11 protein-coding genes are annotated in these 21592 nt (G+C 70.7%); 4 read left to right on the top strand and 7 right to left on the bottom strand.

Annotated elements, in window-relative coordinates:
• Positions 1-11: 11 nt before the first annotated feature.
• From ACFQRD_RS08835 to ACFQRD_RS08845, 3 genes are all read left to right on the top strand, one after another.
• The gene (locus tag ACFQRD_RS08835; RefSeq protein ID WP_377803782.1) at positions 12-1514 is read left to right on the top strand and encodes a dihydrolipoyl dehydrogenase family protein; all 1503 of its coding nucleotides are present in this window, start codon (positions 12-14) and stop codon (positions 1512-1514) included.
• Positions 1515-2255: 741 nt separating this feature from the next.
• Complete coding sequence (locus ACFQRD_RS08840) at positions 2256-2915, top strand: TetR/AcrR family transcriptional regulator (RefSeq protein WP_377803783.1); 660 nt, start codon at positions 2256-2258, stop codon at positions 2913-2915.
• 120 nt (positions 2916-3035) lie between these two features.
• A complete protein-coding gene (locus ACFQRD_RS08845) occupies positions 3036-3731 on the top strand; it encodes a hypothetical protein (protein ID WP_377803784.1) in 696 nt (231 codons plus the stop codon).
• A gap of 91 nt (positions 3732-3822) precedes the next feature.
• Here the strand turns inward: ACFQRD_RS08845 and ACFQRD_RS08850 are convergent, their stop codons facing one another.
• The 3 genes from ACFQRD_RS08850 to ACFQRD_RS08860 all read right to left on the bottom strand — a co-directional run bounded on the left by ACFQRD_RS08850 (position 3823) and on the right by ACFQRD_RS08860 (position 10759).
• Positions 3823-5196 carry an APC family permease gene (locus ACFQRD_RS08850; protein ID WP_377803785.1) on the bottom strand — a complete coding sequence of 458 codons (1374 nt, stop codon included), beginning with the start codon at positions 5194-5196 and terminating at the stop codon, positions 3823-3825.
• Between the two features lie 42 nt (positions 5197-5238).
• A complete protein-coding gene (locus ACFQRD_RS08855; RefSeq protein WP_377803786.1) occupies positions 5239-7995 on the bottom strand; it encodes an ExeM/NucH family extracellular endonuclease in 2757 nt (918 codons plus the stop codon).
• Between the two features lie 160 nt (positions 7996-8155).
• Positions 8156-10759, bottom strand: coding sequence for a 5'-nucleotidase C-terminal domain-containing protein (locus ACFQRD_RS08860; protein WP_377803787.1), 2604 nt, complete (start codon positions 10757-10759; stop codon positions 8156-8158).
• 515 nt (positions 10760-11274) lie between these two features.
• On the opposite strand from ACFQRD_RS08860, the gene ACFQRD_RS08865 reads away from it, so the two are divergent.
• Positions 11275-12726 (top strand): NAD(P)/FAD-dependent oxidoreductase, encoded by a 1452-nt coding sequence (locus ACFQRD_RS08865; protein WP_377803845.1) that lies wholly within the window; start codon positions 11275-11277, stop codon positions 12724-12726.
• 42 nt (positions 12727-12768) lie between these two features.
• Here ACFQRD_RS08865 and ACFQRD_RS08870 read toward each other — a convergent pair whose 3' ends face one another.
• From ACFQRD_RS08870 to ACFQRD_RS08885, 4 genes are all read right to left on the bottom strand, one after another.
• Positions 12769-13305: a DUF202 domain-containing protein gene (locus tag ACFQRD_RS08870; protein WP_377793208.1), complete on the bottom strand. Its 537-nt coding sequence runs from the start codon at positions 13303-13305 to the stop codon at positions 12769-12771.
• Entirely contained in the window at positions 13302-13664 is a 363-nt protein-coding gene (locus ACFQRD_RS08875) for a YidH family protein (protein ID WP_377019317.1), read from the bottom strand. Before ACFQRD_RS08875 ends, ACFQRD_RS08870 begins: the two co-directional genes overlap by 4 nt.
• Complete coding sequence (locus ACFQRD_RS08880) at positions 13661-14710, bottom strand: formylglycine-generating enzyme family protein (RefSeq protein ID WP_377019316.1); 1050 nt, start codon at positions 14708-14710, stop codon at positions 13661-13663. Before ACFQRD_RS08880 ends, ACFQRD_RS08875 begins: the two co-directional genes overlap by 4 nt.
• 334 nt (positions 14711-15044) lie before the next feature.
• A complete protein-coding gene (locus ACFQRD_RS08885; protein ID WP_377803788.1) occupies positions 15045-21269 on the bottom strand; it encodes an Ig-like domain-containing protein in 6225 nt (2074 codons plus the stop codon).
• Positions 21270-21592 lie beyond the last annotated feature (323 nt).

Raw genomic sequence — 21592 nt, forward strand, 5'->3', positions numbered from 1 at the left:
AGCGTGCCGTCATGGCCCACGAAGCGAACGCCACCGACGCTGCCCCGACCACAGAGATCACCGCCGACGTCGTCGTGCTCGGCGGCGGCCCCGTGGGTGAGAACGCCGCCCAGTACGCCACCGAGGGCACGGACCTCAGCGCCGTGATCATCGAGGGTGAGCTGCTGGGCGGCGAATGCTCGTACTACGCCTGCATCCCCTCGAAAGCTCTGCTGCGGCCGACGTCCGTGGCCGGCGCCGCCGCTCATCTCGACGGGGTCGGTGATCCCGAGATCGACCGGGACGCCCTGCTGGCACGACGCGATACGTGGGTCTCGAACTACGACGACTCCGGCCAGGTGCAGTGGGCCGAGGGTGCCGGGATCCACGTGGTGCGCGGGCACGGCCGGCTCGTCGGCGAGCGCGAGGTGCTCGTCGAGCCCGCCGACGGCCAGGACGGCAGCGGGCCGACACTCGTCCACGCCGAGCGGGCAGTCGTGCTCGCCACCGGCTCGGAGGCGAGGATCCCCGAACCGCTGCAGGCGCTGGCCCCGTGGACCTCGCGCGACGTCACCGGGGTGAGGGAGGTTCCCGGCCAGCTGCTGATCGTGGGCGGCGGCGTGGTGGCCGTGGAGGCCGCGACGTGGATGGCCGCGCTGGGCAGCGAGGTGACGATGCTGGTGCGCGGGGACGGACTGCTCAGCGGCTACGAACCCTTCGCCGGGGAGCACATGCTGGAGGCCCTGGGGAACCTGGGTGTCACCGTGGAGCTGGGCACCTCCGTGGTCTCCGGCGAGCGCGCCGATGCACGGCGGACCGGACTGGGCCGACTGCACGGCGGCGCGGTGACCCTGCAGGTCGAGGATGCCGACGGGCGGCGCGATGTCACCGGGGACGAGGTGCTGGCCGCGACCGGCCGCAGTCCCCGGCTGAGCAGCGTCGGACTCGAGGCGATCGGGCTCACGGCCGACGACGTGACCGCCGCCGCGAAGCCCACGTCCGACGATGCCGCCGAGACAGCGCTGCCGGACTGGCTGCATGCCGTCGGAGATGCCAGCGGGGAGGCGCCGCTGACGCACTGGGGCAAGTACCGCGCCCGCGTGATCGGACAGCGCATCCGCGCCGGGGCCACCGGTGAGGCTCTCGAGCCCGTCCCCGACGCCGTGCCGGTCCCCCAGGTCGTGTTCACCGAACCCCAGGTCACGTCGGCCGGTCTCACCGAGGCGCAGGCCCGCGAGCAGGGGATCGACGTGGTCACCGCGCGGGTCCCCTTCGGCGGAGCGGCGGGCTCCGCTGTGCTGCGGGACGATGTCACCGGCACTGCGCAGCTGGTGGTCGATGCGAGCACGAGACAGCTGGTCGGCGCGACGTTCGTCGGCCCCGACGCCTCGGAGATGATCCACTCTGCCACCATCGCGATCGTCGGGAAGGTGCCGGTGCACGTGCTGCGGCACGCGGTACCGAGCTTCCCCACGGCCTCGGAATTGTGGCTGCAGCTGCTGGAAGAGCTGCCGCGCGAGATGCGGGCCGGGTAGCACGCGAGCTCCCGGGCATCGCAGGCCACAGGATTATTCCCGATTTCCGGGCACATTATACATGGCGACCACCGCCAGCGTCTCCGATGGCGTTCTCGGCGCGAGATATGACGGCCGCGTGAGCGTGCCGCCGATTCGTCCACTATGCTCGAGGGACAGGCCGCAACGGCACGGAGCCGAGAGAAGCTCCATCCGCCAGGGCCCGATTCTCGTCGACTGCTGTGCATCGGCACAGAGCGAGGCCCGGCCGAGGCCGCCCGAGCCCAGTTCTCTCCGCACGGTGAGCAGGCAGACGGGATGATGCCCGCACCACACCAGAGATTTCCCGACCACCATTCTTTCTGATTCCGGGGATCGCCATTCCCACAACCACCCCGGAATCTCTCTCACGCCACCCGGACCCCGTTGTCGCGACATTCGGTGAATGCCGTCGTCAGATCGACCAGCCTATTCCGGATCCGGTCGCGATGTCGTCATCGACAATACCCGGACCACCACGATTCACGTCGTGCTTCTCGCGCCTCCCGGACAGGCGGGCGCCATGGCACCCGGACGCCTACGACTGCACGACGACACGCGCTCTGCCTGAGCGCGCCCCACACACGATCGGACCGATTCCTCACGAACACCTCCGACCCCTCATCCACCATCGACGAGCGAGGGGCGGCATACCGGCCGGACGTCCCCGGCCTCGGGCACAGCAACGACGCGACCACGCCGGAGGCGGCATCCCGCCTGCCGGTGTCGCATACCGGCGGGCACAGCGCGACCCGCGACGGGGCGTGCGCCGACGCCGGTGACCCCTCTCGGCGCAGGGAGCGCATCCTCGACGCGGCAGCCGCCATGTTCGCCGAGTACGGGTACCACGGTGCCAGCGTGCGCGACATCTCGAAACGGGTGAGGATCTCCCACCCCGGAATGCTGCATCACTTCGCCTCCAAGGAGGTTCTGCTGCACGCAGTCATCGATCGCCTCGAGGAGCACGCGCAGGACGCGCTGACCCGCGTCGGCGAACTCGCCCCGGATGCCGACATGCTGCTGGAGAACCTGGCGGCCATCTGGCACCCGGCCTCGGCGACGATGCAGCTTCTGGCCACGCTCAGCACCGATGCCGTCAACCAGGAGCATCCCGGGAGGTTCCGTGTGGCTCGGCTGCGCCGCGTGCACGAGTACGTCCTGGGGCAGTGCTTCGCCCAGCTCGGGGATCGCGGCCGGCTGCGAGCGGGGATCGATCCGGCCTTCGCCGGCCGCGCGGTGCTGGATCTCGTGCTCGGCCACGCGGTGCGGGAGAAGACGGTCCGGGCGATGCAGCACCAGCGGTACGGCGACTCGCCGGAGGAGGATCTGGCGAGGCTGGCGCGAGCATTCCTCGATCTCCGCGGCGCGACCCCCGGGACGTGAACTCCTTCCTTGGGAGGAGATGACAGATCGCACTGGTCCCGGGGCGGGACGTCCGCTGCAATGGAGGCGACGACGCCTCGCAGCGACGACTCGCGGCCTCGCGCCGCCCCGGGGAGGATCATGTTCAGGAGATTGCAGCGCTCGCTCCGTCAGCGTCGGGCGAAGCCCGGCGACGGCAGGGCGCTCACGACGCTGCGCTGGTGGCAGTTGCTGACCCGCACCCAGTTCTTCCTGGATCCGGACGACGGGGCGGGACGGTTCTCGCAGTACGCCGTCGACGTGCGGTACCTCGCCGCCGAGCTCGAGGGCGGCAAGATCGCCGAGGGCGCGCGGCACGCCCCGGTCGAGCTCTATCGCGACGGCCGACAGATCCAGATCGCGAACCCGCCGGTCGCGTTCGACGTCCCCGGCGGCGTGATCGAGGTGGCCACCAGCATGTACGGCCTGACCCGGATGCACCACGTGCCGGAGGACGGCACCCGGTCGCAGCCCCTGCGCCCGCACCCTCGCTCGATGGAGGGCCTGCGCGCACGCCTCGACCGGCGCCATCCGCGGGCCAGCGCCGCGATCGGGATGGTCGCGATCGTGATCCTGCTGATCGGCCTCGTGACGATGGCCCCGCAGCTGGCGGAGCTGATCACGAGCGTGGACGTGGTCGCCGATCGGGTCGGCACCTTCACCTCCCCGATCAGCCTGCCCGCGTGGGCGAACACCACGCTGCTCGTCGCGGGCGCTCTCGCGGCGACCGAACGCGCCCTGACCCTGCGCCACCACTGGCTGATCGACGCCGACACCACCTGGACCGCCTGGACCTGAGCCCTGGCGGGATGGTGCTCCGCCCGAGCCCGCGCCGGTGCCGGCGCGGGCGCGGGTGCCGATGCGGGTACGAGTGCGAAGGCGGGCGAGCTCAGCGCCGCAGGGCCAGCACGGCGCCGCGATACGCCACGCCGACCAGCACGAGCCCCACACCGGCCACGATCGTCCGGCCCGGCAGCGCCGCCACCAGCGCGAGGCAGCCGATCAGGCCCAGCACCTGCAGGGCGCTGGGGAACAGGCGCCACTGGCCGCGCTGGGTGAAGGCGGCCAGGTTCGCGACCCCGTAGTACAGCAGCACCCCGAACGACGAGGCGGCCACTGCCACCAGCACGTCGCCGGCCAGCAGCACCAGCAGCACGATGGCGATCGCGGCGGCGATCTCGGCGCGCTGCGGCACCGAGAAGCGCTGGTTCACCTGTGCCAGCGGGCGGGGCAGGTCGCTCTCGCGCGCCATGGCGAGCATGGTGCGGGAGATGCCCGCGACCAGGGCGAGCAGCGCCCCACCGGCCGCGGCGACGGCACCCACGGTGACGATGAGGTGCCAGCCGGCGCCGGCACCTACCCCGTCGAGGGCGGTGCGGAACGGTGCCGGTCCCCACCCCTGGTCGCCGGGGGCGGGACCCACGGCGACCAGCACGATCGACAGCGCCACGTACAGCACGAACACCGCTGCGAGCGCCAGCAGGATCGCGCGCGGGATGGTGCGGCGCGGGGAGATCACCTCTTCGCCGAGGGTTGCGATGCGCGCGTATCCGGCGAAGGCGAAGAACATGATCGCCGCGGCCTGTGCGACCACGAGTGCGAGGCCGAGGGGTCCTCCGGTGGCGGCGCCGAGCACCGCGGCGAGGCCGCCGTCCCACAGTCCGGCGTCGGCCCCGGCGAGCGGGCCGGGGGCTCCGGCGGCGAAGCCCTGGGCCCCGTCGGACGTGCTGCCTGCTCCCCCATCGAGACCGATGAGCAGGCGTGCCGCGGTGAGCACCAGTGCTGTCACCGCGATCGTCACCAGCACTCGGGCGAGCGTCGCGGTGCGGGTGATGCCGACCAGGTTCACGCCGGTCAGCACCACGGCGACTGCGGCGGCGACCGGGCGCTGGGCCGGTTCGGGCACCAGATAGGCGGCGATCACCAGGGCCATCGCCGCGCAGGAGGCGGTCTTGCCGATGACGAAGCACCAGCCGGCGAGGAAGCCCCACCAGGGCCCCAGCTGCTTGCCCCCGAAGTGGTACACGCCGCCGGAGGCCGGGTGCTGAGCGGCCAGCTGCGCGGTGGAGGTGGCGTTGCACAGGGCGACCACGGCGGCGACCAGCACCGCCAGCGGTGCCAGCACCCCGGCGAGGTCCTGGGCGGCGCCGAGGGAGACGAAGGCGCCGGCCCCGATCATCGCGGCCAGGCCGACGATGACCGCGTCGGTCAGCCTCAGGCGGCGGGCCAGGGCGTCCGGGCCGGGCGGCGGCGCCGGGCTCATCACGAGATGGGCCGGGCGCCGCCGGCGGGAGCAGGTGGCACGTCAGTCGTCCTTGCCGTGACCCTTGGCGTTGCCGTTGGCCTTGCCCTTGTCATGACCGTGGGCGTTGCCGTTGCCGTTGCCATTGCCGTGACCCTTGCCGTGCCCGTTGCCGTGACCCTTGTCGTGGCCTTTGCCGTGGCCCTTGCCGGGGTGACCGGAACCCTCGTCGTCATCCTGGTCATCCTCGTCGTCCCCACCGCCTGCGGGGAACCCGGCATCCAGGCCGGCGATGATCGGGTCGTGGTCGGAGGAGCCGAACACGCCGTCCTCGTACAGGTCGACGGTGTTGTTGTGGTACCGCGAGTACTGGGTCATCACGGACTCGGCACCGTTGATCTGCCAGTGGGTGCCACCGGTGAGGCGCTCGGCGGCGGCGGGATTGGCCAGGACGTGGTCGAGCGAGCCGACCATGCCGTCGTAGCTGTAGGACCAGCCCTCGGGATCGTAGGTCTCGCCGAGGTCGATGTAGCCCTGGTCGTAGAACGTCTGCAGCGGGTCCTCCTGCGTGTACGCGTTGAAGTCGCCGCCGTGGAAGAAGTCCTCGACGCCGAGCTCCGCGGCCGTCTCCTCGCTCCAGCTCAGCAGCGCCTCGGCCTGCTGCAGGCGGGAGGTGCGGGCATTGCCCTGGACCGGGTCCTCCTCCAGCTCGGCATCCTCGGCGTCCTGGGAACCCTTGGACTTGAAGTGGTTGACGGTGAAGAAGAACGGCTCACCCTCGACCTGCTCCTCGCCGGAGCCCTGGACGGGCACGAACACCTGCCCGATCGGCTCGCGGGCGTTGTCGAACGCCTCGTCGCCGGCGAGGATCTGCGCCTGGCCCTGCGGGGCCACGGCGGCGGTGCGGTAGATGATCGCGTTGGTGATGACGTCGCTGCCGCCGTCCAGGCCCTGCTCGGCGTAGGCCTCACCGGTGCGGACGTAGTCCCAGGTGCCCTCGCCGTCGCGCTCGTTCAGCGCGGCGACCAGGGTGGCGGTGGCCTCGTCGGGCTCCTCGCCCAGGCGGGCGGAGTTCTCGATCTCCATCAGGCCCACCACCTCGGCCTCGGTGCCGGAGATCGCCTCGACGATCTTGGACTGCTGGCGCTCGAGGTCGTCGGCTCCCCACGCGCCGCGCAGGTCGCAGCCGCCGCGCACGTTGGTGCCCTCGCCGTGGAGGTTGGTGTAGGGCTCGCAGCCAGGGGTGTCCTCACCGAGGGTGGTGAAGTAGTTCAGCACGTTGAACGTGGCCAGCTGCAGGTCTCCGCCGACCTCGTCGGGCGTGGCGCTGCGGGTGTTCTCGAAGTCGACCCCGTCGGTCTCGGCCGATTCCCACGGGGTGGTGGTGTTCAGCCGCCACTGGTCGAAGGAGTAGGCGACGACGGTGGGCTCGGTGAACCCGACGGAGGCGCCGACTCGCACGGGCTCCTCGGTGGTCAGCCAGCTCATCGGCTGCTCGGGGTTGCTGCTGAAGTTGGTCGACTTCCCGTCGTCCAGCAGCACCAGGTTCTGGGCCTGCTGCTCGAAGTAGGCGGTGGCCTCCTCGCCCGGCTCCATGATGTCGCCGGCCTGCTTCAGCGGCTCGTCGCCGATGGCCAGGCCCACCTCGCCGTACTGGTTGGTGCCGTAGACGTCGGTGACGGTGAAGTCGCCCTCACCCGGCAGGTAGAGCATGTGCTCGATGCTCTCGCGCTCGGTCTCCTCGGTCGGGAAGCCGCCCTCGATCGTGAGGGGCTCGACCTCGCCGAGGGGTTCGGGCAGCTGCTCGAGCCCGCCGGCGCCGACGGTGACCTGCGTGGATTCGTAGTACTCGGAGACCTCGCCGGTCACGCGGACAGAGTCGCCGATGGCGACGTCGCCGACGGTGTCGGGCGAGTAGACGAACACGGCGGTGGAGCCGGTGTGCGTGGAGAAGTCCAGCGCCCCGCCGGTGCCGGGGGTCTGGATGACGTAGCCGTCCAGGCCGCCGGTGGCGTAGACCGCGGTCACGACGCCCTCGGTGACGACAGTTTCGCCCTCCAGGGGGCTGGCCTCGCCCGTGCCCTGGATCTCGGCGATGCTCGCCTCGGTGGGATCGGCCGGCACCTCGGGATCCTCGGGCTCCTCCGGATCCTCGGAGTCCGTCTCCTCCGCGCCCGACGGGGTCGGCGTGGGGGCGCCCTCGACGAAGTCGGTGGAGTTCTCGCCGGTGACCTCGACGCGGGAGACGGAGGTGGCGTTGTCGGTGCCGGGAGCGGGGGCGTCCCCGGAGAAGGTCTCCGCCGCGCCCCAGCCGACGAGGTCGACGACGGCCGGGTCCTCGGCGCAGGTGGTCCCGTGGCACTCGAGGTTGCCCTCGGCGTCGGACAGGGCGAACACGCCGCCGCTGCCGGAGGCGTTGATGCCGCCGGTGAGGTCGGCCGCGGGCAGGGGCTCGCCGTTGCCGTTGCCGGAGGCCAGCTCGATGAGGAAGGTGCCGCCGGCGGGGACGGTGCCGCTGAGGGAGACGGTGTTGTTGAAGGTGCCGGTCTTCGAGGCGTACTGGAGGGACCAGCCGTCGAGGCTGATGTCGGCCTCGGAGGTGTTGCGCAGTTCGACGAAGTCGCTCTGGAAGCTGGCCCCGGAGTTGCCCCCGCCGCCGTAGGCCTCGCTGATCTGGAGGTCGCCGGGGGTGACCACGGCGGCCTGGGCGATGGGCGCGATGCCGGGCAGGGCCGAGAGCCCGAGGGTGAGGGCGGCTGCGGCGATGCCGACGCGCGTCAGGCGCGGGTGCAGGCCGTCGCCGTGCGGACGAATGCTCATGGCGGGGTTCTCCTGAAGAGGCGGGATGCGTGGTGGGGTGCGGTGCACTGGGGGTGCGGGTGCTCTGATGGTGCGGCGAGCTGGCGGAGCGGGCGTGCTGCTCGACCCGCACACAGCGGCGGGCCGGGGAGCGGATCACTCCCCGGCCCGCCGTGCGGGGTCAGTCCGCTTCGGACAGGTAGGTGATGCCCTGCTCCGTGTTCATGCGGTACAGGAACGCGGCGGTGGCGTCACGGTTGGTCGGGTTCAGCGGGCGGTAGGTGCCGTCCGGCCAGCCCGTCGTGATGCCTTCGGACTCCATCCACGCGATTTCCTTGGCGTACATGGTGCTGGCCGGCACGTCGCTGAAGACGGGCGAGGTCGGGGCCTCCACCTCGGGCGAGCCCGCGTAGCGGTAGACGAACGCGGCCATCGCGTCGCGGGCGATCGGCTGGGTCGGGCGGAAGGTGCGATCCGACCAGCCGGTGGTGATGCCCTGCTGGTAGGCCCACATGATCGCGTCGTAGTGCTCGTCGCCCTTCTCGACGTCGGTGAACGGCTCGCTGCGCGGGTGGTCCACCTCCGGCGATCCGGCCATGCGGTACAGGAACGCCGCCATCGCGTCGCGGTTGACGGGCTCCAGCGGGCGGAAGGTGCCGTCGTCCCATCCGGTGGAGTAGCCCTCGTTCGCCATCCACATGATCTCGTCGTAGAACATGTTCGACGGGGGCACGTCGCTGAACTCGAGGGTTCCGCAGTCCTCGCCGCCGACGGCGGTGACCTCGTAGGTGACGGCGGTGCCGGTGTCGGGCTGGGCGGTGACGGTCAGCGGCACCGACTCGCCCTCGCTCACACAGAAGTCCTCGCCCAGGGCGACCTCGGCGGTGTAGCGGCCGCTGTCCGAATCCAGCTCGTACGGGGCCTCGAAGGTGCCGAGCTCGCCGGCGTCGACGGAGACCGTCGTGATCTGCGGGGCGCCGAGGCTCTCGGACTCCAGGCCGCGCAGGCGCAGGGTGGGCTGCTCGCCCTCGAGGATGTGGGCCTCGACCTGTCGCTGCGAGTAGTCGGGCTCGAGGTTCTCGTGGGCTCCGAGGTACTCGACGAAGGCCTCGCGGTCCAGCACGCCGGTGTCGCTGACGTTCTGCGCCTGAGCCAGGGTGTGCATGTTGTCGCCGCCCTCGAACAGGAAGCTCGCGGTGACGATCGTGTAGGTCGCCTCGGGGTCGATGGGCTCACCGTTGATCCGCACCGCGACGATGCGGTCGTCCATCTCCCGCTCGGCGTCGAAGACGTACTCGACGTTGTTCGAGACGCTGAAGGCGTAGAACTCGCTGGTGGGCTCGCCGCCGGCGTTGCGCTGCCACTGCTCCTCGAGCATCTGCACGAACTGCGCACCGGTGACCTCACCGGAGTTCAGGGTGTTGCCGAAGGGGACCATGTTGTTGGCCTCGGCGTAGGTGACCACGCCGTCGCCCTCGTTCCCGGCCGCCTCGTGGAACAGCTCGGCGCGGATGCCGCCGGGGTTCATCCAGCCGATGACCTCGTGCTCCTCCGTGGTGCCGCGCTCCTCGAGGTACCACTTCATGGAGTCGGCCAGCATGTTGCCGGCGGCCGAGTGGCGGGAGCGGTTGTCGCCCTTGGTGGTGGCCTGGTCGGTGACCGGATCGCTGGGCTTGCGGACGCCGTCGACGTACTCGGCCTTGTCCCCGGCCCACGAGGTGGTGATGTCGTCCTCGATGGTGCCGACGGGCTCGGCGCCGATCTCGGCGGCGTCCTCGATGGCGTCGGCGGCGACCGTGGAGGCGGCCTGGTAGGCGGGATCGTCGGCGCAGGCCTCGAGATCGGCGGCCTCGGTGGCGATCAGCTCGGGCTCCCCGGTGACGTCCCAGTCGCCGTCCTCGCCCAGCTGCAGGCTCGTCGAGCCCAGGAACTCACCGCTGGCTCCGGCCTGGATGACGGGACGCATCTCGCCGTCCTGGCCGGGCACCGGGGCGGTGTAGGCGTAGGTCTGGTGGGAGTCGCCGTTGAAGATGGCGTCGACCTCGGGGGAGGTCTCCTCGACGATCTTGTCGAAGATCGGGTCGCTGTTCTCCGGGGCCTGGCCGGCCTCGCCGTTGCCGCTGGCGCCCTCGTGGTACGAGGCGACGACGACGTCGTAGTCCTCGCCGGATGCCTCGAGGTCGGCGACGGCGTCGTTGACGGAGTCGACCGGGTCGCGGAACTCGAGACCCTCGATGGCGGCGGGGCTGACCTTGCCGGTCGTCTTGGTGGTGACCGCGCCGATCACGGCGACCTTCACGTCACCGGCCTCGACCACGGCCCAGGCGTCGTGCAGGAGGGTGCCGTCGGACTGGTAGACGTTCGCGGCGAGGTCGGGGAAGTCGGTGCGCGGGGCGATGCGGCCGGTGAGGTCCTCGTAGCCCTGGTCGTACTCGTGGTTGCCGATCGCCGCCGCGTCGACGCCGAGCGCGTTGAGGAAGTCGATCGTGGGCTCGTCGTTCTGCACGGCCGATTCGAAGGCCGAGCCGCCGACGTTGTCCCCGGCGGACAGCAGCGCCGTGTTGCCGCTCTCGCTGGCCGCGCGGGTGTTGGCGACGGTGCAGGCGAAGGCGTCCCCGGCCGGGAGGGCGCCGTGGAAGTCGTTGAAGGTGAGCAGGTCGACCTGGTCGCCGGGATCGGCGGCTGCGGCGCCGAGGGGCACCACGGCCGACGCGAACGCGATCGCGACGGTGCCCAGGCCCACGGACGCGCCGCGCGCGATGCGGCGTGCGGAGGAATCGAACATGAATGGCTCCTGAAGGAGAAGTGGAAGAACGCGGAACGCTGCGGTCCATCTCACCGCACCGGAGCCGAGACACGCCCATCCGTTCCCCGTCCGGGCCGCGACATGTCATCCGATGTTCATCTACCGTCCCGATCCGGCTGTGCGCTGTGATGGGACCGTAATGTCAGCTTTGCCGCCGCTTGACAGTGCCGCGCGCAGCGGACCGGCCCCGAATGCGCCGCCTCGCCGCCGGCGACCGTTTTCCCGTGTGGTGCCCGACCGACTGTCCCGGCCTGCGGTGACGGCACGCCGCCGGAGTGGGTAGCATCGGTGGGGACTTCGGACGAGCCGGTCCCTGCGAACCCTTCTCAGGCTCCGGGCCCGGCATGACCTCGGGCTCGCCTCCCGAGTCGCACGCCGGCCCGCCCGCAGCCCGCCCGCTCCTCTGCCTCTCCCCGTTCCAGATGCAGGCGCGGTTCCCGGCTCGCACGAGCGGTGGCCGGGTGGCCGTCCTCGTCGCCCTAGGAGTCCTGACCATGGTCATGCCGTTCCTCAGCCGTCGTCCCACCGTTCCCGCGAAGGATGGCCACAGCTGGCCGCACGTGATCATCCTGGGTGGTGGATTCGCCGGGGCACACGCCGTCAGGGCGCTGCGGGACGCCCGCGTGCGCGTCACCCTGATCGACCGGAACGTGTACAAGACCTTCCAGCCGCTGCTGTACCAGGTGGCCACCGCCGGCCTGAACCCGGGCGACGTGACCATGTTCCTGCGCGGGCTCTCGCTGAAGGTGCCCAACATGCGCTACCGCCAGGGCCATGTCACGGGCGTGGATCCCGAGCACAGGACCGTCACCATCGACGAGGGCCAGCAGGGCACCCATGAGCTCGAGTACGACTACCTGATCGTCGCCAACGGCGCCACGACCACGTTCTTCGGGACCCCGGGCGCCGAAGAGCACGCCATGCCGATGTACACCCGCTCGCAGGCGATAGCGATCCGCGACCGGGTCTTCTCGGAGCTGGAGCGTTCGAGCCGCGAGGCGGAGGCCGGCGTGGACCGGCTGCACGTGTGCGTGGTCGGCGGCGGGCCGACGGGCGTGGAGATCGCCGGCGCGCTGGCGGACTTCCGCATGCAGGAGCTGGACATCCTCTACCCCGAGATGGACCCGGGCACGCTGCAGATCACCGTGCTGAACCGCGGCGAGGACCTCATCAAGGAGTTCCGTCCCGAGTTCCGCGAGTACGCGGCCGAGGAGCTGCGCGAGCGCGGGGTCACGCTGCAGCTGGGCAAGGGCGTGCAGTCGGTGGGCTACGACCACGTGGTTCTCGACGACGACACCATCCTCGAATCGGACATCACCATCTGGGCCGCGGGCGTCACCGTGCCGGAGATCGTCTCGGAGTGGGGGCTGCCGCAGGACAAGCGCGGCCGCATCCAGGTCGACGACTACCTGCAGGTCAAGGGCCTGCCGGGGGTCTACGCGGCCGGCGACATCGCCGCCCAGGACGATCCGCTCCCCCAGCTCGCCCAGCCCGCCGTGCAGATGGGCGAGGCCGCGGCCGCCGCGATCGCCGCGGAGGTCGCCGGCAAGCCGCGCAAGAAGTTCGAGTACACCGATCTGGGCACCATGGCCACCATCGGCCGTCACGCCGCGATCGCGGAGATCCCGCACATGCCGGGCCTGACGGGATCCGTCGGCTGGGCGGCGTGGCTGGGCGTGCACGTGGCCAAGATGATCGGCCACCGCAACCGGCGCGCGGTGGCGATGAACCTGCTGACGCTGTACGGCGGCACCCGCGCGACCCACCAGCCCAACCCCGTCGTCGGCGAGGTCGATTCGGTGCGCGCGGCCCGGATCTTCGAGGAGCAGGCCAAGCACCGCAAGTTCGGCCGCGATGCCCAGGGCGCCTCCGAGTCCGACCGGATCGCCGCCGCGTCGGAGGGCGAGCACGGCGCACGCGACGTCTCTGACCCCGTCAAGGACTGACGGGGCCGGCCCGGCGGCGGCTCGCCGGACCCTCGACTCCGCTCAGCGGATGAGGTTGACGACCAGGTACGAGGCACAGACCAGACCGATGCACAGCACGGCCGCGGTGCCCACGAGCATCGGCTTGCCGTCGCGGGCCAGCTGCCCCAGTCCCAGCAGCGAGTCCTGTGCCCGCTGGTAGCCGGAGGCGGTCAGCACGTAGGCGAGCACCGCGAGGCCGGCGCCGACCAGCCCGGCGACCGCGCCGAACAGGCCCAGCTGCTCGACGGTGAAACGCATCCCGACCAGGCTCGCGACCCCGAAGGCGAGGCAGGTGCGCCGCCACGACAGCAGGGTGCGCTCGGGCTGCAGTCCCGGATCGTAGATCGAGGTGACGTCCTGACCGGGCTGCGCCACCTCGCCGTCGGCCTCCGCGGGATCGGGGTGGACGCTCGCGTCCTGGACGCCGTCCGGGTCACCGGCTGCGCCGGCCTCGCCCCGGTCGCCGCGGCCCGCGGATCCGGTGGCTTCACGGTCGTCGTCCCCCGCGGGGCCGACGGGTCCGTCGTGCTCGTGCTCGTGCTCGTTCTCGTCGCTCACGCCACCAACCCGATGAACACCAGTGCCGCGGCGATGATGATGCCCACCACCAGCACGGCACCCACCGCCAGGCCGGGCAGCGGGCTCCCGTGGCGCAGCGACTTCTCGGTGGCGCGCCACCCGAGCCACGCCTGCAGGGACGCGATGGTGCCGAGGACGAGGAAGACCGAGGCGGCGGAGACGCGCCAGCCGACGGCATGGGGCAGAGCGAGAGCCTCCAGGGCGAACGCCCCGGCATACAGGGCCAGCGCCGTGCGCAGCCAGGCGAGGAAGGTGCGCTCGTTGGCGAGGCTGAACCGCGGATCGGGCTCCTCGCCGTCGCGGTAGACGGAGGCGGGGAAACGGCGGGGAGCGTTCATGCGTCGGCCTTTCGGGGGGTCGCCGAGGAGTCGGGGCCGTCCCTGTCGACCAGGGCGACGGTGCGGAATCCGCCGTTGCCCATGGACGAGTCCGGGGTGTTCTGGGAACGGGCCGAGTTGCGGTACCGATTGCAGTACGAGATGTGGCAGAGGTAGCTGCCGCCGCGCATCACCCGGGCCTGGCCGTCCTCGGGGCCGACGGGGTCGTGGGCGGTGGTGCGGTGCTCCGCGGTCGTCCCGCGGCGGTAGGTGGTCGGGTGGTACCAGTCCTGGCACCACTCCCACACGTTGCCCACGGTCTGCCACAACCCGTAGCCGTTGGGCTCGAAGGTGCGCACGGGCGCGGTGGTGAGGAAGCCGTCCTCGCGGGTGTTCACGCGCGGGAAGTCGCCCTGCCAGATGTTGGCGCGCCAGCCGCCCTCGTCGACCTCCGCATCGCCCCACGGGTACTTCGCGCCCTCCAGGCCGCCGCGGGAGGCGTACTCCCATTCGGCCTCGGTGGGCAGGCGGCGGCTGGCCCATTCGCAGTACGCCACGGCGTCATTCCAGCTCACGTGGACGACGGGATGGTCCTCGAGCCCGTCGATGCCGGACCGGGAGCCGCCGGGGTGGCGCCAGTCGGCGCCCTGGACGCCGCGCCACCACGGGGTGCCCTGGGCCGGGCCCATGATCTCCTCGTCCTTCGCAGCGACGGCGAGGTGGAACACGGCGGAGAACCCGAAGGTCTCGGCCTCGGTGCGGTAGCCGGTCGCCTCGACGAAGCGGGCGAAGTCGGCATTGGTCACGCTGGTGGCGTCGATCTCGAAGGCGCTGAGGGCGACCTGGTGGCGCGGGGTCTCCCCGTCGGCCCGATTACGGTCGCCCGAGGAGTCGCCCATGGTGAACGTCCCCGCGGGCACGCGGACCTGCTCGATGCCGTGCCGAGGCTGTGCGCCGTCACCCGTGGCGGTCTGCCCGGTACGGGTCGAGCCGAGTTCGACGAACTGATCGCGCGAGGGTGTACCGCAGCCGCAGCCGCACCCCGTGTTCCCTGCCGGATGGGACATCCTCGACTCCTCTCCTGCTCGGACCGCCGTTCTTCCGGGACTACCGTCGCTCTCCCGGGCGCACCGCCGCACCAGCCTAGCGATCTTCGCGCGAGTGCCTCGTCGTCGGGTACTGGATCAGGAGCGGGTGCCGTTATCAGGAGCGGGTGCCGTTGCTCTATGAGGATCGGTTCCCGCTATATCGCCAGTAGTCGACGACCGCTCCCGTGCCAAGAGACCCGCCGCGGCATCGGCAGGCCACGGCGGGCCACCGCACCAGCGGGCGACGGCGAGCCGCTGCGACCGTCTCCCATGGCGAGCCCCCGTGGCCGACGCGGGCAAGGCCTCTCGCCCCTCAGCTCGGCATGTAGATGCCGTCGGCCACGACCTTGGTGTTCCCGCATTTGCGGCCGACCTTGATCGTCAGGGGCCAGTCCGGCTCCCCACCGCGCACATACCCGTAGAAGTTCGACCTCGCCGCCGTCGTGGCCCGGCCATTGCTGCCGGCTTTCAGATCGAAGCACTTGTAGTTCGTCTCGCCCTCGTTGGACAGCGTCACCTTGTACGTCGCGCCGGGCTCAAGGTTCTTCAGCGAGAAGCGGAAGTACCGGCAGTTCCCACTGTCGCACCCCTTGGTGCCGGCAGGGACTTTCTCCCCCCACGTCACGCCACCGTCCATGGCCGGATCCGGCGGAGTATAGGTCTGGGCCTTCTTGCTCTGCGAGACCTTGTCGCTGGAGAGACCCTTGCCGTTCACCACGCGCGCTTCAATGCTGTGGCTCGAACCGGATTTCGCCGTGATGGTCGTCGAATAGGAGTTGCCGTTCACGGATTTCTTGGATCCGTCGACCCACACCTCGAGCGTCTTGCCGCCCCCGCCGCCATCGCCGCCGGGTGCTTCCGCCGTGACGGAGACCGGGCACGTCTTGCTGTTCGTGCAGCTCTTCGTCGAGATCGACACCTGCGGCTTCGCCGGTTTGGTGTAGGGCTTCACTGAGTTCGACTCACCGGAACGGTCGCTCTCGGTGAAGCGGTTCCGGGCCTGGACCTGGAATCTGTAGGCCTTGCCGTTGGTCAGTCCGCTGATGTCCGCCGAGGTCGCCGACTTGTCGACGACCTTGCTGCCGCCGCCGGACCAGGTGATCACGTAGTCCTTGATCTCGGTGCCGTTGCTCTCGGCGGTATTCCATTCCACGTGCGCTCGCCCGTTCGGCCCGTCGCCCTTGCCCTCGCTGGGCAGGGAGGCCTTCACCCCGGTCGGAGCATCCGGCACCGCCCAGGGGACGACGGCCTCCGACGGCGAGGACGCGCCGGTGCCGCGGCCCACGGAGTTCACACCGATGTAGGTGAAGGTGTGCTCCTTGTTCCGGTCGAGGTTCCTGAAGGTGGCCGACCTCGTGCTCGCATCGACCGTCTGCTCCGCGCCGGAGGAGGCCTTGACGATGTACTCGGTGATCGGCTCGCCGTTGGCCTCGGCCGTGGTCATCTTCGGCCAGGTCACCTTGACGCTGCCGCCGAGCGCAGTGCTGACGCGTTCAGCGGTCGCGGTGCCGCTGGGGGCGGCGGGCTTGCCTGCCGGGTGCTCCGCCCGCGACCAGCCCGACCAGTCCGACGGTTGGTCGGCGAGGTTGTGGGCCCGCACCCGGAACCGGTAATCGGTCCCATTGGTCAGCCCCTCCCAGGCGAGCTCGGTCGAACCCGACTCCACCTCGCGGGTGTGGAGCTCACCGGTGGCGGTGTCCTGCATCTGCAGGTCGTACTTCTGGATGGCGGAGCCATGATTGACCGGCGCACTCCAGCCCACGGTCAACTGCTGGTCGCCGCGCTGGGCCGACGGGGTCTCCGGCTTCTCGGGGCGCACGTCCGGCCGTGCCGTGGCCGAGGCCACCGAGGCCTTCGACGGGCCCACCTCGTTGTTCGCGACGACCTGGAAGGTGTACTCCACGTCGTTCTGCAGCCCGGAGATGGTGCACGAGGTCGAGGCGCACTCCTGCGTCACGGACGGCCCGGTGGCCGTGGAGACCTCGTAGCCGGTGATCGGGGCACCGTTGTCGGCCCCGGCCTTGAAGTTCAGCTCGACGAACCCGTCGCCCACCTCGCCGATCCGCGGGGCCGACGGCGGCTCGGGCGCGGCACGCACGGTCACCCGGATCTCACCGGTGACCTGCCGGTCCGGGTCGCCGGTGTCATCCTTGACGCCGTACTGCGCAGTCAGGATCCCGTGGAAGCCGGCATCCGGGGTGATCGTGACCTTGTTCCCGTCCAGGCCGATCTCTCCCTCACCGCTGGTGATGGTGGGGCTGACGACCTCGCGCTTGCCGCCGGGGAACGGGTTGGAGTCGTTGGCGAGCACGTCGATGGACTTGGTCTGCCCCGCGTCGATCTGGTCCTTGTCCAGAACGGCGGCCAGCAGCGGCCGGTTCGAGCCGCCCACGGTCAGCTGGACCTTGGCCGGGACCGGGTCGCTGTGCCCGTCGGTGACCGAGACCGGCACGTCCACGATCGTTCCCTTGGGCACCTCCGCCCCGGCCTTCGCGGTCACGGTCGAACCCTCCAGACCGACGCTCACGCCGTCCGTGGCCGGGACCTCGCCGAGGGAGAAGGTGAGCTCGTCACCCTCGGGATCCTCGGCGGAGGCGGCCAGGTCGACGCTCGCCTGCGGCCCGCCCTGCTCGACCTCCAGCACAGCGCCCTGCAGAGTCGGCGGCAGGTTGGAGTCCTCCGGCGCGACCTCCACGGGGATCGCGAGGGTCGCGGTCGCCGCGGTGGCGTCGCCCACCTCGCCGTCGGTGACCTCCACCGAGATGGTGTCCTTGCCCGAGAAGCCTTCCGCCGGGCGGTAGACCAGCGTGGATTCGTCCTGGACGAGTTCGGAGCCGTCGCTGTGGGCAGCGGTGACGAGGCTGGGATCGGTGATCGTCGCCGACTCCGCGCCCGGCCGCACCCGCACGTTCTCGGAGTCGGAGAGGTCCACCGTCGCCTCGGCCCCGCCCTGGACCTGGATCGGCTCGCCCACCCACACAGGGGCCTGCTTCGAGGTGCCGGGCACCCAGACGTACCCGGCCGAGGTCAGGCCGTCGACGTCCTCGATGATGTAGCGCAGTCGCTGCTGCTCCTCCTGCGGGGTCACCCGCACGATCCCGTCGTCGCGCAGCTGCGTGCCCTCGGGAGCCTCGTCCAGCGAGACCTTCAGGTCACTGGTGCTGCCGTCGGGATCCGAATCGTTGGCCAGCACGTCCACGTCGACGTACTCGGCCTCGGGATCGAGCACCTCCTCGGCGGAGACGAAGTCGTCCCGCGCGATCGGCGCGCGCTCGGGCGCATTGGGATCGACCTTGATGGTGATCGTCGCCGAGCTCTTCAGCTGCCCGTCCGAGGCGCTGTAGAGCACGGTGTGAGTTCCCGGCTCCGACGGGGTGGTCACGGTGACCACGCCGTCGTTCTTCTCCTGCTCCGGATCGGCCACCTCGATGTCCGTCATTGCCTCGACGTCCTCGCGGACGACGCTGAGCGGCGCCCCCTCGGGGTCCGTGTCGTTCTCCAGCACCGGGATCTGGACCTCGCGGTCCGGTTTCACCTCGACGGTGTCGTCGACCGCGTACGGCTCGAGGTTCATCTCGTTCGGCGGCGCCACGCCGACCTGCACGTCCGCCGTGCCGATCGCGCCGTGCCGGTCCATGACCTGATAGCTGAACCGGTCGGTGCCCGCGGCGTCCTCGTGTGGCACGTATTCGATCCATTGGCCGTTGGCCTCGGTGACCTCGCCGAGCTGCGGGGTGGGACTGGTGATGCCCGTGAGCATCACCGAGTCCCCGTCGGCATCGATGCCCGTGGTCGGCACCGGGATCCGCACCGGCGTGCCCGCCACCGTGCGGGCGGTGAGGTTGTCCGGCCCGGGCGGCGTGTTGGGCGCATCGCGGGGCACGATCGTGATGGTGGTGCGGGCGGAGCCGGTGCGACCGCTCTCGTCGACCACCTCATAGGTCACCACCGCCTCGCCGCTGGCGTCGTCGTCGGCCGTGAAGCGCAGCTGGTCCTCGTGCGTCTCGACGTGCCCCTTCGTCTCGGCGTCGGAGTCGTCGAGGATCTGGCCGAGGTGCAGGTCGAGATCCGTCGGCGAGACGTCGTTGCCGACGACGTCGATGTTGACCATGTCCCCGGCGCGGACGACGGCCTCGTCGGGCACCGCCGATGGATTGGCGAACTGGGTGTCGGTGCTGGCCACCATCGTGCGGATGGTGCCGGTCGTGGTGCCGGCGGAGTTGGCGACCTCGTAGGTCAGCGCGATCGGTTCGTCGGAGACCTCGGCCCCCGGCTCGGCCTCGACCCGGACCAGGTGATGGGACACGATGGTCGCCTTGAGCCCGCTGTTCTCGGGCACGGAGCCGGAGTTGACCACCAGCACGCCCCCGGTGGGGTCGACGTCGTTCTCCAGCGGGTCGATCAAGGTGTCCGAACCGGTGGTCACGGTTCCCATGTCATCGACCGCCACCGGCGCGAGCTCCTCCGAGGCCGGTTCGATGACGTCGACGCGGATCAGACCCTGGGTGGCCGTGCTGGAGCCGGCGGCGGCGACCGTGTATTCGAGGTAGTACGTCCCCGGGCTCTCGCCGGAGACCGAGACCGTGCCCGCATCCAGTGCCGGCTCCACCTCGAGTCCCTCCGTCTCGGATACGTTGGTCAGCTCGAGGTCCCCGCCGTTGGGGTTGAGGTCGTTCGCCAGCGGTTCGATGGTGGTGTCCTGACCGGCGACGACGCTCGCGTGGTCGGCGGTGGTCACGGGCGGGATGTCGTTCTCGCTGACCGTCTCGACCTCGACGGTGCCCTCGGCGGTCTCGCCGAACTCGTCGCGGAAGGTGACCTGGACCTGCTTCGTGCCCGTCTCCAGGCCCGCGTCGTTGAACGTCAGCTGGCCGTCGGGCCGGAAGGTGACGATGTCCTCGGGCTGCGTGGTGGCATTGGCGAGATAGAACGCGTCACCCTCGGGATCCTCCCAGTAGGGCTTGATGTTGACGCTGACCTCCGCGCCCGAGCGGACCTTCACCTTGGTCACGGCATCCTCGGCCGGCGCCGGGGCAGAGTTCTCCCCCTCCGGCTGCACGTCGAGGGTCACGGTGGCGGTATCGCTCTGCCCGCGGCCGTCGTCGGCGATGTAGGTGAACGAGGCGCTGCCGCTGGCGTCATCGGCGACCTCGATCTGCATCTGCGTCCCTCCGCGGATGGGGGTGACCGTGCCGATCGAGGGCTGCTCCCCCTGCAGCGAGACGGTGAGGATGTCCCCGTCGGGGTCGGTGTCGTTCCTCGTCACCGGCAGCACCACGCTCTGGCCGGGTCTGACGCCGAACTCGTCGTCGTTCGCCGTGGGCGGGCGGTTCTCCTCGTCGCGCTCGGCCGCGATGTTCGTGATCGTGGTGGTGAGGGTCTCCTTCTCCTTCTCCTCGGACGTGTTCGTCTTGATGTCCTGGTTGATCACCCAGTCATCGACGATCTGCATCTTGTCCGTGATCTTCCAGGACAGGCCGAACTCCTGGTCGTTGAGGACCACCAGGTCGTTGTTCACGCGCAGCGTCAGGTCCCCCGCGGTATCCGCCTCCGGAACCGGTTCGGCCACCGGCTCCTGGCCCTCGCACGCGCGCACGTAGCGCATCGACTTGTTCCATGCCCCGTACACGCAGCCCTTCGCCTGGGCAGGGACCACCGGCTCCCCGGTCCCGCCCGCCGAGATCTCCTGGGGATCGCCGCCGCTGAAGGGAATCACGAACAGGCTGTCCTCGGTCGCGAGCGCGAAGTTCTTCGAGGTGGGGCTGGGCTTCTGCAGGCGCGCCGACTCGAGGCTGGAGACACCCTGATCGGAGAGATCGACCGTCCTGAACTCGGTGCCGACGCGCAGGATCCCGTTCTCCTTGTCCAGGATCACGGGCTTCTCGCCGACGGCTGTCAGTTTCAGCATCTCGGGGTCACTGGAGACGTTGCTGGCCACGTTCGGCTTCCCGGGCTTCGTCTTGCGCGTGTCCTGGGAGTGGGGGAACGTCAGCAGCTGGTCGCCGTCCAGGAGGAACACGGTGCCCTCGCTGGAGACCGTCACCAGCGGCGCGCCGTCCTCCGCGGTGTAGTTGGGGTCGACTCCGCTGGGCGTGAACGCCGCGGCTTCCTCGGGCGAGAGGATCCAGACGCGCCCGTCGGGGGTGGCGATCACCACCCGGTCCCCACCGAGCTTCAGATCGGTCTCGGGCGGCAGGTCGACCAGCCCGCCGCGCTGGACCGAGGCGGTGTTGATGGGGGTCATCCCGTTCGAACCGGTCTCGAACACCGTGGTCCCGGACTGGATGATGTCGAGATCGTCCCCCGTGGTCGCCAGGCGTGCATCGAGCTCACCGGCATCGACGTTCATCCGGCCCATCAGCCCGTCCTGCTGGTTCATCACCCAGACGCCGCCGTTGGAGCTCTCGATGTCCGAGGACGTCAGACCCGGGTAGTTCAGCGCGAACCCGGTCACGACCAGGGCGATCACCGAGAGGACAGCGCTCGAGGCGACGGTGGTGCGCCGGCGACGCCGCTTCACTCCAGCGGTGACGGACATGTGGTGGGACCCCTTCGAGACGACGTTCGCAAAGCGCGCCGACCCATTCCGTAGCTCCGGATCCACCCCCGAGGACGGCCCTGCCGCGCGCACGACGGCCCCCAGAGTACCTATCCTCGGCACGGCACGCGACGGGTCGCACGCACGGTGGACGGCGTCTCAGGGCGGGACGCCGAGGCCGGGCGGGGCGGGCGCGGCTGGGCCGGGCGGGGCGGGCGCGGCTGGGCCGGGCGGAGCGCGCGAGGCTGGGCAGGGCGGGGTGGGCGAGGCTGGGCCGGGCGAGGCTGGGCCGGGCCGGGCGGGGTGGGCACGAGGCAGGGCCG

The organism is Brachybacterium sp. GCM10030268, assembly GCF_042666305.1.
Lineage (GTDB): Bacteria > Actinomycetota > Actinomycetes > Actinomycetales > Dermabacteraceae > Brachybacterium.